The following is an 11,134-nucleotide window of genomic DNA, read 5'->3' as shown; positions in this document are numbered from 1 at the left end:
ATTCCCCATCGCCAGCCTGTTGCCCCCGCCGGAAGCGGCACCACCCCCGGTCGTCGCACAGCCGCCCCCGGTGGTGCAGCAGCCGGCACCCAAGCCGCCGCCCACGGTGGTGAACATGGCGCCGGTGACGCCGCCGCCGCGGCGGCAGCCGACACGGCAGGCCGCCCCGCCGGTGCAGACGCCGGTGCCGCAGGCGCCGGCACCGTCGGCGCCGCCGGTCGCGGTGCCGCCACCGGCACCCGAACCCACCACCCAGCCGACACCGATCATGACGATGTACCTGCACGTCCCGTTCGTGACTATCCCCATCCCGATCTATCCGCCGTCACCGCCGCCGCCCCCGCCGGAGCCCGGCCCTGCGGAGCCGGCTCCATAAGCGCACACTTGGCGGTAACCGGATGAACTGCAAGGAGGTCGTGTGGCCGAGAATGGACCGTTCGGGTTCGACCCCGACGATTTCGATCGGGTGATCCGGGAGGGCACCGAGGGACTGCGCGATGCATTCGAGCGGTTCGGCAGGTTCATGGCCGCCCCCGGCACTCGCAGCGGCTGGTCGGTGCTTTTCGACGACCTAGGGCGGCGGTCACGTCCGGCGCCGGAGACCACGACCGGCGAGGCCGGCGACGGAGTGTGGGCCATCTACACCGTGGACGCCGATGGCGGCGCCCGCGTCGAGCAGGTTTACGCCACCGAACTCGACGCTCTGCGCGCAAACAAGAACAACACCGACCCCAAGCGCAAAGTCCGCTTCCTTCCCTACGGCATAGCGGTGAGCGTGCTCGACGATCCGTCGGACGAGTCGACCTAGATTTGGCGACCTAGATTTGGCGGCAACGTCCTCGGTCTGTCACGCGTGCGGGTCACAACCGCGCCAGGGGGCCCGGTTCTGCGATGCTTGCGGTTCGCCGCTGACCCTGGTCGTCGATCCGGCCGAATACAAACAAGTCACCGTGTTGTTCGCCGACGTGGTGCGGTCGATGGACATTGCCGCCGCCCTTGGCGCCGAGCGGCTGCGCGAGGTGATGACTGAGCTGGTCGACCGCTCGGCGGCGGTGGTGCAGCGCTACGGCGGCACCGTGGACAAGTTCACCGGCGACGGCATCATGGCGCTGTTCGGTGCCCCGATCACGTTGGAAGACCACGCCTTTCGGGCATGCCTTGCCGCCCTTGATATTCAGCAGGTGGCCCAGCAATTGGCGGTTGAGGTGGCCCGCCGCGATGCGATCGATCTGCGGCTGCGGGTCGGCCTGAACTCCGGCCGGGTGATTGCCGGCGAAGTCGGCGCTACTCACCTGGGTTACACCGCGGTCGGTACCCAGGTGGGCATGGCGCAGCGGATGGAAACGGTGGCCCCGCCGGGCGGTGTCATGCTCAGCGAATCGACGGCGCGGCTCGTCGAGGACCGAGTTGTGTTGGGGGAGCCCGAATCTGTGCGCATCAAAGGTGCCGCCAACCCGGTTCCCGCGCGCCGGTTGCTGGCCGCAGGGGACGAGCATCTCAAAAAGGTACGCAAGCCCCGTCATGAATCCCGAATGGTCGGACGCCAATACGAGAAGGACACCGTCGCCGAACTACTCGACCAGGCCTATCACGGCCACGGAACCATCGTCGCGGTGTCCGGCCAGCCTGGCGTCGGCAAGACCAGGCTGGCTCGGGAGTCGGTGGCGTTGGCGCGCAGTCGTGGCTTCGCGGTCTTCGTTACCTACTGCGAATCGCATACCCGCGAGATCGCGTTCCATACCGTCTCCAGGCTGCTGCGTGCGATCTTTGAGATCCGTGGCCTCACCGCCGCACAGGCGCAGTGCCGGGTCCGCAGCGAAATGCCTTTCGCCACTGGCGAAGACCTGCTCTTGCTCGATGACCTGCTTGGTGTCGGTGAGGGCGAGCTGTCCCAAACCGCCTTACCCGATATCAGTCCCGATGCCCGGCGCCGGCGGCTGGTTGAACTGCTCAAAACCGCTGCGCTGGCCCGCTCGCAGCCCGCGGTGTACGTGATCGAGGACGCCCAGTGGATCGACAGTGCCAGCGAATCGATGCTCGCCGAATTCGCGGCGACGCTGCCCGCCATGCGCGCGACGCTGCTGATCATGTACCGGCCCGAGTATCAGGGGCTGCTGGCGAGGGTCCCCACGGCATGCTCTTTCCTGCTTGCACCGCTGAGTGCGTCGCACATCACGGAGTTGGTCAGGGAGCTGCTGGGCACCCACCCGTCGGTACTTGGACTCGCGACGGTGATCGCCGAGCACGCGGGGGGCATACCGTTCTGCGCCGAGGAGATCGTGCGCGACTTGGTGGAGCGCGGTGACCTGGAGGGCGCGCCGGGTGACTACGTATGTACCCGGGAAGTGCGCGACATTCACGTGCCGCCCAGCGTGCAAGCGATCATCGGGGCGCGCATCGACCGGCTCCCCGCTGCGGCGAAGCGCGTCCTGCACGCCGCGGCGGTGATCGGCGCCCAGTTCGACACCGAGCTGTTGGCCCACCTGCTCGAATCAACCACCGAAGCAACAGATCTGACGCCGTTGATCGAGGCCGAACTGGTAGAGCCGCTGCCGCACGCGCGGCAGGGCACCTACGCGTTCTGCCATCCGCTCATTCAGGCTGTGGCATACGAATCCCAGCTCAAGGCAGGGCGGTCAGAACTGCACCGGCGAGTGGCCGCGGTGATGCAACGAACCCGGGGCGGGTTCACCGGTGAGGAAGCCGCCCTGGTGGCCACGCAGTACGCGGCCGCCGGCGATTTGCGGGATGCCTTCGACTGGCACATGGATGCCGCGAATTGGTATGGCGCGCGCGATATCCGGGCGGCCCGGCAGAGCTGGCAGCTGGCGCTTCGGGTCGCCGACCGGTTGCCCGCCGACGAGCCCGATCTGCTGGCCATACGCATCGCCCCGCGGGCTTTGTTGTGCGGCAGCGCTTTTCAAGTGGGCGGCACACCAGCCGACACCGGCTTCGAGGAGTTGCGCGAGCTGACTACCGCCGCGGGTGACAAGAAGTCGTTGGCCGTCGGCATGGCCGGACACCTAGCCACTCTCACATTCAACTCGCGTCATCGTGAAGCCGCCGACATGGCAACGGAATTCGCCACCCTGGTTGAGTCGATCGGGGAGCCGGCGATGACGGTCGGGTTGTTCTACCCGGCCGCCCAAGCCAAGTGGGAAGCCGGGGAAGCGACGGAGAGCTTGCGGTTGGCTCAGCGGATCATCGATCTGGCTGACGGCGACCCCACCATGGGCAACTTCGTGATCGGATCCCCGCTGGCGTGGGCGTTGACGCTGAAGGGCGCGGCGGAGATGTTCCTGGGCCGCCCGGGCTGGCGGGAGGACCTGCGGGCCGGCATCGTGTTGGCGCGGTCGGTCGACGCAGGCGCCCGGTCCTTCGTGCAGTTGTACAAGTACGCGGCCGCCATCCAGAACGGCGCCGTGCATCCCACCGAGCGCGATGTGGCACTGGCGGCCGAGTCCTTGGAGGTCGCCCAGCAGTCCGGAGACAACGCCGCACTTGCCTACGCGCTGTTCAATCGCGCCGTCGCACTGCTGCACTACGACTGCGAAGCCGACGGACTGGAATATCTGGTGCAGGCTAAAGAGATGGTCGTGCGCGAACAGCTCACCATGACAGTGCGGCGCATGTGCGATATCGAATTCGCCCGTGCGCACAGCCGATCCGGGGACTACGGCAGCGCGATCGAGCTGGCTACCAGCGTGCTGGCCGAACAATTCGACACCGGCGAGATGATCTTTCGCGGTCCCGCGACGACCGTGCTGGTCGAGGCGTTGTTGTCGCGCGGCGGGGCTGGCGACATCGCAGCGGCGAAACGCACCGTCGACCGGTTGGCCGCGGTGCCGACCGAGCCGGAATTCGTCCTGCATGAGCTTGCGGTGCTGCGGCTGCGCGCCCTGCTGGCCCAGGCGGATGGCGACGCGACCGGCTACGCACAGTCCCGGGAGCGCTTCCGGGACAAGGCAATTCAGGCCTGTTTCGAAGGTTGCCTGGCCCAGGCCGAAGCGATGGACTAGCCCTGCTCTATGACGTTCTTATCGCCGGATTTGGTGATCTTCGGCGAACCGGTGTGATAAGTGATCCGATTGTCGATGCCGGAGGCGTCGATGGTGTCGGCGGCGTCGACGGTGACGATGTTCTTCAAGCCCGACACGGTGAGGCTGGCGCAGTGGCCGCTGATTACGACCTTGTTCGAGATGCCGCTGACGGTCACGACGCTGTCATTGCACTCGATCGACCTGTTCTCGCCGACGCCGGTGACAATGAGCGTCCCGCCTGGCGGCGGCAAAGATGATGACGGCCCGGTCGGTGAAGCCGGCGAAGTCGGTGATTTCGAGGGGCCCGGGCTGCGTGGGGTGGACCGGGGCAGGCTGGTGATCACCGAAGTGCTCGGCTCCGGGGTCACGACGTAGTCGCGATGGAGTTGGCGCGAAACGTAGAGCGCAATGCCGCCCACCAGAACCAACACACCAATGATGAAGAGCGCGGCCAAGATCCAGAACACGCGGACACCCGACGACGACCGCGGTGTGGCTCCGGGGAACGGGGATTCGTAGCCATACGAAGGCGGTGGCGGCGCTATCGGGGGCGGTCCCAGTGGCGGCGGCGCGCCGGTCGGCGGCGGTACTGGGCCGGGCGGCGGCGGAGGATATGCCTGGTATGCGGGGTCGAAGGCCGGAGGGGCGCCGCCCAATTCGGATGTGCGAGCCGTGTCGGCCAGCGGGCGTTCCAGCTCGCGGATTCGGCGTTCCGGATCGTCATCCTCTGCGCTCATGGAAGAAAGAATAGGCTCGGCATCGTGCCCGACTTGCCGAACCGCCAGATTGTGTTGCGTCGCCGTCCGGTCGGGCTCGTCCGGCCCGATGACACCGAGCTGATCTCGTCGCAGGCGCCCGAGCCCGCCGACGGCGAGGCGTTGCTGCGCACCACCTACGTCGGTCTCGACGCCGCCGTGCGGACCTGGCTGGACGACCAGCCCGGCTACCTGCCGCCGGTGCAGCTGGGCGAGGTCATCCGGGCGGCCGGCATCGGCCAGGTCGTCGCCTCGCGTTGCGACGCCTACGCCGTCGGCGACGTGGTCACCACACTGACCGGCTTCCAGGAGTACGTGCTCATCCGCGACGACGTGTTCAGCACACCGATTCCCGGCGAAGACGACCAGTTGGCGATCATGTCGGTGTATGGCCCGACGGGCGCCACCGCGTACTTCGGCATGACCGATATCGGGCGGCCGCAACCCGGTGAGACGGTGGTGGTTTCGGCCGCGGCGGGTGCCACCGGATCGGTGGCCGGGCAAATCGCCAAGATCGCCGGAGCCCGCGTGGTGGGGATTGCCGGCGGGCCGGAAAAATGCCGGGCGGTGGTCGAAGAATTCGGGTTCGACGCGTGCATCGACTACAAAAACGACGATCTGGCAGCCGCGCTGAAGCAGCATTGCCCGAAGCGGGTCGACGTCTACTTCGACAACGTCGGCGGCCCGATCCTCGACGCGGTGCTGGGCCGGCTCGCCCACCGGGCGCGGGTGGTGTTGTGCGGCGTCATCTCCAGCTACCTGACCGGCGAGCATCCGGGACCGGCCAATTACGTGAATTTGCTGTCTAAAACCGCTCTCATGCAAGGGTTCAACGCGCTCGATCAGTGGGGCCGCTTCGACGAGGCCTTCGCCCACCTGCGCCAATGGGAGTCCGAGGGCCGGCTCAAGCACCGCCAGACCATCTTCGAGGGCATCGAGTCGTGCGTCGATGCCCTCAACGGACTGTTCACCGGGGCAAACATCGGCAAGACGCTGGTCAAAATCAGCGCACCCACGCCCAAAATGACGGCCACCTGAGTTCGGCTGCTATCGTCCCTTGCTTATGCCTGAGATGGACCGTCGCCGAATGATCATGATGGCGGGATTCGGCGCCTTGGCGGCCGCAGTCCCGGCCCCGAAAGCGCTGGCCAGCCCGTCCCGCCCGGCCGCGCCCGCAGGCCCGTCGCCCGCGCCCGCAGCACCGACCGCCGGAGCCGCCGGCGGGTTCCTGTGGCACGACGAGTTCGACGGCCCCGCCGGTTCGGCCCCGGACCCCGGAAAGTGGGCCATTTCCAACTTCCGGACGCCGATTCGCAACCCGGTCGGCTTCGACCAGCCTCAGTTCTGGGGGCAATACCGCAACACTCGCCAGAACGTGTTCCTCGACGGGAATTCCAATCTGGTGCTGCGTGCCACGCATGACGGCGGCTACTTCGGTGGCCTGGTTCACGGCCTGTGGCGGGGCGGCGTCGGAACGACGTGGGAAGCCCGGATCAAGTTCAACTGCCTGGCTCCGGGCATGTGGCCGGCCTGGTGGCTGTCCAACGACGACCCCGGTCGCAGCGGCGAGATCGACCTGATCGAGTGGTACGGCAACGGCACCTGGCCGTCGGGCACCACCGTTCACGCCAACCCGGACGGGACCGCGTTCGAGACCTGCCCGATCGGCGTGGACGGCGCCTGGCACAACTGGCGTGTCCGCTGGGATCCGACCGGCATGTACTTCTGGGTGGACTACACCGACGGCGCCCCGCCGTACTTCTCGGTACCGGCCACCGGAATCGAGAACTTGGACGAACCCATCCGTGAATGGCCGTTCAACGACCCCGATTACACAGTGTTCCCGGTGCTAAACCTTGCGGTGGGCGGCTCCGGCGGCGGTGACCCGGCGGCGGGTTCCTATCCGCAGGAGATGCTCATCGACTGGGTGCGCGTCTTCTAGACCCGGTCCACCGTGTCCGGTGAGGGGCCCTCGGCCGACCAGATCGATACCGTCCTGCGTGCATCCCGCGCGATGGTGGGTATCGTCGCTGCCTCCGTCGCCGAAGTCGACGACAGTGTGACCGTCCCGCAACTGCGGGTGCTGGTCATGGTGGACACCAGAGGTCCGCTCAACCTCGCGGCGGTGGCCGCCGGGCTGGACGTGAACCCGTCGAACGCCAGCCGTATCTGTGAGCGCCTGATCAAGGCGGGTCTGCTGGACCGGCAGGAGTCGGCGGAGGACCGCCGGAACATCGTGTTGAGCCTCACCGAAGCCGGACGCCGGCTGGTCAACAAGGTGACGCGCCACCGGCGCACGGCGATCACCCGGGTGCTGCGCGACATGGATCCCAAGGATCGCGAGCTGCTCAAGACGGCCCTGGACAAGTTCGCCACCGCGGCCGGTGAACCGCCACCCGGCGACGCGGTGACGACGATCTGGCCCGCCGGCCACTGAATCGCCGACCGGTCGCCTATAATTGCTTCGACGCAAACATTGCCTCCGGCAACAACCGAAGTAGAAAGCAGATCGATCGCTCCAGTGACTTCGCAGCGCCCCGCGCAGATCATCGTCCCCGATGTACGAGGCCAGGACGGCGACACAGTGCGAAAGACCTTGCGCCGACTCGGCCTCACCGACGTCAGTATGTCCTCGACGAATCCGCAGTACGGCGTGGTCATGCTGGAGTCTTGCTGGACGGCGGTGAGCATCGACCCGCCGCCGGGAACCGCGGTCGCCCCCGATGACCCCGTAGTGGTCCAGGTATACAAGGACTAGCTCTAAAGTCTTTTCGTGCCCAGCACAGATTTTCTGGTCACGATGACCACCCAGGTGCCTGCCGGTACGTCCGAAACCGAGGTCGACGCGGTTCGCGCGCGCGAGGCCGCGTGCTCGCGCGAACTCGCGGCCCAGGGGCATCTGCTACGGCTGTGGCGCCCGCCGCTGCGGCCCGGCGAATGGCGCACCCTGGGTTTGTTCGCCGCCTCCGACGAGGGTCAGTTGGAGCGGCTGCTGGCTTCGATGCCGATGCGGATCTGGCGCACCGACGAGATCACGGTGCTGGGACGGCATCCGAACGACCCGCCGTGCGCGGGCATTACCGGTCGCCCCGGCAAGGGGCCGGAGTTCTTGATCACGACGACCGTCACGGTGCCGCCGGACACCCCGGATCACGTCGTCGAGGACACTTCGGCGCGGGAAACGGCTCGGGCGCGCGAGTTGGCCGAACGCGGGCATTTGGTGCGGCTGTGGTCGTTAGGGGCCGAGTCGGACGGCGGCCGGACCCTGGGGCTGTGGCGCGCGCGTGATCCTGGTGAGCTGATGGCGCTGCTGGAATCGCTACCGCTGGCGGGGTGGCTGACGATCGAAACGACCGCACTCACCCCGCATCCCAACGATCCGATCCGCCTAGGGTAGGGCTGGTGAGTCGACGGACCTGGCAACGTGACTGGCAGCGTGCGCGCAGTATCAAGCAGATTACTCGTGGATTAGGTGCGTTGGACCGCGAACTGTTCGAGGCGATCGCGGAAAGCCCCACCCCGCTGCTCGACACGGCGATGCCGCCGCTCACCAGGGCGGCCGACTATTCCAAGCTCTGGTTCGTCCTTGCCGCGGCATTGTTCGCCTCTGGCAAGAACTCCGCCCAGCGCGGCGCGATACGCGGCGTCGGGTCCCTCGGTGCCGCCAGCCTGTTCACCAATCAATTCGCCAAGCGGATCCGTCAGCGTCCCCGCCCGGTGTATGACGCGGTGCCGTTGGTCCGGCGGGTGCGGCGCCGCCCCACGTCCAACTCGCTACCGTCCGGGCACTCGGCAAGCGCGGCGGCCTTCGCCGTCGGGGTTGGACTGGAAAACCCCCCGCTGGGATTCGGACTGGCGTTGCTGGCCGGTTTGGTAGGGCTCTCGCGGGTGGCGGTCGGCGCGCATTACCCCGGCGATGTGGTGATCGGGTTCGGCATCGGCGCCGGCGCGGCGGTCCTGGGCGGCCGGCTGGTGCCGCCGATCGTCGAAACCGCTTTGCCGGCAACCGAACCCCTGTGGATCGAGACGCCGGAACGGCCCGACGGTGCCGGGGTTGTTCTCGTCGTCAACCCGGCCTCGGGCAGCGGCACCGGGGCGCGCGTCCTCGACGAGGTGCGCAGCGAATTACCGCGGGCGCAGATCGTCGAATTGGGTCCCGACGACGACCCGCTGCAGGTGCTGCGCGACGCCGCCGGGCGGGCCGAGGTGCTCGCGGTCGGCGGAGGCGACGGCACGGTGTCCACCGCCGCGGCGGTGGCCCGGGAAGCCGGACTGCCGTTGGCGGTCTTCCCCGCCGGGACGTTCAACCATTTCGCGAAGGACATCGGTTGCGACACCGTGGCGAAAACCGTTGCCGCCATTAGGCGGGGCAGCGTTGCCTGCGTCGACCTGATGTGTCTGAACGAGAGTCAGATGGTGGTCAACACTGCCAGCATCGGTGCCTATCCGGCCTTCGTCCAGGAGCGCGAAAAGCTCGAGAAGCGCATCGGCAAGCCGCTGGCGGGCCTGTATGCAATGCTGCACACGTTGCGCAAGGGTCAGCCGGTGCGCATCCGCTACGACAACAAGACGTTGCAGACGTCACTGTTTTTCTTGGGCAATTCCCTTTATCTGCCAACGGGATTCGCCCCGTCCCGGCGCACTCGCATGGACGACGGACTGATCGACGTTCGCATCCTGGAGACCGGCCCGCGGCTGGCCCGCACCCGGATATTGGCCGCGCTGGTGCTGGGCCGGCTGGAACGCAGCCCCCTGTACCACGAGATGCAGGTGCCGGAGTTCAGCTTCACCGCCGTGGACGGCCCGACCGTCATCGCGCACGACGGCGAGGTGGGCGAGGAATACGAGAAGGCCAGCTTCACCGCGATGTACCGGAGTCTGCAGGTATTCCGGCCCGCTTAGAGCGGTGAGTCGGGCCGCGCCAGGGTGCGCCACATGTGGGCGCTCGGGCTGTTGTCGTAGCCCAGCCCCTCTTGCGGCTGCTTGAAGTGGCGGCCGACGATGTCCTCGAACGGTTCGAAGGAGACCTCGGCGTTCGGGTCGAACGCGTAGACGTCGTTCACGGTCACCAGCCGAGAGTCCATGTACCACTTGTGCTTTCGGACCATCCGGTAGGTCCGCTCGATGTACTGCGGCGGGGTGTAGTCGTGGCCGAAGATCTGGTAGTACATCTGCGGGTATTCGTAGCCGACCTCGTCGTCGGCATAGAAGCGCAATGCCTGGTGATAGCGAATGGCGAAGGTGCTCTGCTCCGGCAGGTAGGGCTCCAGCAGTTGGGCGCCCCACCACCCGTGGTCCGGTTTGATCAGCGACTGCACCACGTCATGCAGCAGGCACGCCAGGATCACTTCCTCGGACATGCCGGTCTTCATCGCCCGGGTCGCGCTCTGCAGTACGTGATTGGCCGGATTGAAGCGCAGTTCGAAGAAATCCTTCAGGGTGGGCCGGGCCGGCATCGGCGGCAGTATTTCCATGTTGTGGTCGGCGGCGAACAGATGACCGGCGCCCCGCCGGTAGTTGCGGGTCTCGATCTGTTTTTCGATGTCGGCGACCGACGGGTACTTGTCGGACTGCTTGGCGCAGACCAATTCGTCGAGCTTGCCCTCCAGATAATGCTCCAGGGCATCGGCTTTGGTCTCGTGGTCCATCATGTCGACGACCTCTTGGCCGCCGAGGCTTGCGATGACGTCTTCTCGATCGATTTCCATGTGACCTCCCGTGTTCGCTTCCAGCGTCGCAGGTGCCGCGGGTTATCGAATCGGCGAAATCACCGGTCTTTCTATGCGGGACCGCCCTGCCCGGCTTGGCCGCCGGCGCCGCCGCCGCCACCGGTGGTGCCGCTGCCTGCCTGGCCCCCGACGCCCGCGGTGCCGGTGCCGCCCTTGCCGCCGGCACCGCTGCCGCCGTCGCCGCCGTCGCCCCCATTGCCGCCGGTGCCGCCGCCGGAGCCTTGGTTGCTGTCGCCGCCGGTCCCGCCGGTGCCGCCGTCGCCGCCGTCGCCGCCCGCGGTCGCCGTCGACTTGCCGCCGGTGCCTCCCTGGCCACCGCTACCGCCATCGCCACCGAAGTTGCTGAGGCCGCCGTTGCCGCCGTTGCCGCCCTTGCCACCGATGCCGCTTGGGCCCGTGGTCCCGGTGCCCGCGTCACCTCCGGCGCCGCCCCCGCCGCCTCGGCCGCCGAAGCCTACCGCTTGCGAACCGCCGTTGCCGCCGTCCCCGCCGGTGCCGCCGTCGCCGCCGGCCCCGCCCGTGCCGCCGGAACCGCCATTGCCTGCGGTGCCGCCGAAACCGGCGAAGCCGCCGGTGCCGCCGTTGCCGCCATCGCCACCAGCCGCGCCAA

11 protein-coding genes and 1 pseudogene are annotated in these 11,134 nt (G+C 67.6%); 8 read left to right on the top strand and 4 right to left on the bottom strand.

What is annotated here, in order from left to right; genetic code table 11:
* Nucleotides 1-270: pseudogene (locus BST12_RS27495) on the bottom strand (hypothetical protein); the annotation flags it as partial.
* 148 nt (nucleotides 271-418) lie between these two features.
* Here BST12_RS27495 and BST12_RS27490 point away from each other — a divergent pair.
* Both BST12_RS27490 and BST12_RS27485 read left to right on the top strand, forming a co-directional pair.
* Nucleotides 419-808, top strand: a complete 390-nt coding sequence (locus BST12_RS27490; RefSeq protein ID WP_083116354.1) for a hypothetical protein — start codon at nucleotides 419-421, stop codon at nucleotides 806-808.
* A 16-nt stretch (nucleotides 809-824) separates the two neighbouring features.
* Entirely contained in the window at nucleotides 825-4,019 is a 3,195-nt protein-coding gene (locus BST12_RS27485) for an ATP-binding protein (protein ID WP_083116353.1), read from the top strand.
* Here BST12_RS27485 and BST12_RS27480 read toward each other — a convergent pair.
* A complete protein-coding gene (locus tag BST12_RS27480) occupies nucleotides 4,016-4,777 on the bottom strand; it encodes a DUF3060 domain-containing protein (protein WP_083116352.1) in 762 nt (253 codons plus the stop codon). The two genes, BST12_RS27485 and BST12_RS27480, sit on opposite strands and share 4 nt — an antisense overlap.
* A gap of 24 nt (nucleotides 4,778-4,801) precedes the next feature.
* Between BST12_RS27480 and BST12_RS27475 the strand changes: the two genes are divergently transcribed.
* The 6 genes from BST12_RS27475 to BST12_RS27450 all read left to right on the top strand — a co-directional run bounded on the left by BST12_RS27475 (nucleotide 4,802) and on the right by BST12_RS27450 (nucleotide 9,697).
* Nucleotides 4,802-5,833 carry an NADP-dependent oxidoreductase gene (locus BST12_RS27475; RefSeq protein WP_083116351.1) on the top strand — a complete coding sequence of 344 codons (1,032 nt, stop codon included), beginning with the start codon at nucleotides 4,802-4,804 and terminating at the stop codon, nucleotides 5,831-5,833.
* Between the two features lie 19 nt (nucleotides 5,834-5,852).
* A complete protein-coding gene (locus tag BST12_RS27470; RefSeq protein ID WP_083116350.1) occupies nucleotides 5,853-6,737 on the top strand; it encodes a glycoside hydrolase family 16 protein in 885 nt (294 codons plus the stop codon).
* A 72-nt stretch (nucleotides 6,738-6,809) separates the two neighbouring features.
* Nucleotides 6,810-7,232, top strand: coding sequence for a MarR family winged helix-turn-helix transcriptional regulator (locus BST12_RS27465; protein ID WP_083116355.1), 423 nt, complete (start codon nucleotides 6,810-6,812; stop codon nucleotides 7,230-7,232).
* Between the two features lie 84 nt (nucleotides 7,233-7,316).
* Nucleotides 7,317-7,553, top strand: a complete 237-nt coding sequence (locus tag BST12_RS27460) for a PASTA domain-containing protein (protein WP_170062218.1) — start codon at nucleotides 7,317-7,319, stop codon at nucleotides 7,551-7,553.
* Between the two features lie 42 nt (nucleotides 7,554-7,595).
* Nucleotides 7,596-8,192 (top strand): muconolactone Delta-isomerase family protein, encoded by a 597-nt coding sequence (locus BST12_RS27455; RefSeq protein ID WP_083116348.1) that lies wholly within the window; start codon nucleotides 7,596-7,598, stop codon nucleotides 8,190-8,192.
* A 5-nt stretch (nucleotides 8,193-8,197) separates the two neighbouring features.
* Nucleotides 8,198-9,697, top strand: coding sequence for a bifunctional phosphatase PAP2/diacylglycerol kinase family protein (locus BST12_RS27450; protein ID WP_083116347.1), 1,500 nt, complete (start codon nucleotides 8,198-8,200; stop codon nucleotides 9,695-9,697).
* Here the strand turns inward: BST12_RS27450 and BST12_RS27445 are convergent.
* Nucleotides 9,694-10,503: a hypothetical protein gene (locus BST12_RS27445; RefSeq protein ID WP_083116346.1), complete on the bottom strand. Its 810-nt coding sequence runs from the start codon at nucleotides 10,501-10,503 to the stop codon at nucleotides 9,694-9,696. The genes BST12_RS27450 and BST12_RS27445 overlap by 4 nt on opposite strands.
* A gap of 71 nt (nucleotides 10,504-10,574) precedes the next feature.
* Nucleotides 10,575-11,134 (bottom strand): hypothetical protein (locus BST12_RS27440; protein WP_211281376.1); only part of this gene is annotated, 560 nt, incomplete at its 5' end.

This window comes from Mycobacterium angelicum (genome assembly GCF_002086155.1).
Taxonomy (GTDB): domain Bacteria; phylum Actinomycetota; class Actinomycetes; order Mycobacteriales; family Mycobacteriaceae; genus Mycobacterium; species Mycobacterium angelicum.
The sequence above is the reverse complement of the archived record's forward strand: the minus strand, read 5'-3'. Positions and strand labels throughout refer to the sequence as shown.

Excerpts from the sequence above, each read along its gene's own strand:
- BST12_RS27480 (WP_083116352.1), bottom strand. The coding sequence starts at position 4,777 with ATGAGCGCAGAGGATGACGATCCGGAACGCCGAATCCGCGAGCTGGAA.
- BST12_RS27455 (WP_083116348.1), top strand. The coding sequence starts at position 7,596 with ATGACCACCCAGGTGCCTGCCGGTACGTCCGAAACCGAGGTCGACGCG.
- BST12_RS27465 (WP_083116355.1), top strand. The coding sequence starts at position 6,810 with ATGGTGGGTATCGTCGCTGCCTCCGTCGCCGAAGTCGACGACAGTGTG.
- BST12_RS27445 (WP_083116346.1), bottom strand. The coding sequence starts at position 10,503 with ATGGAAATCGATCGAGAAGACGTCATCGCAAGCCTCGGCGGCCAAGAG.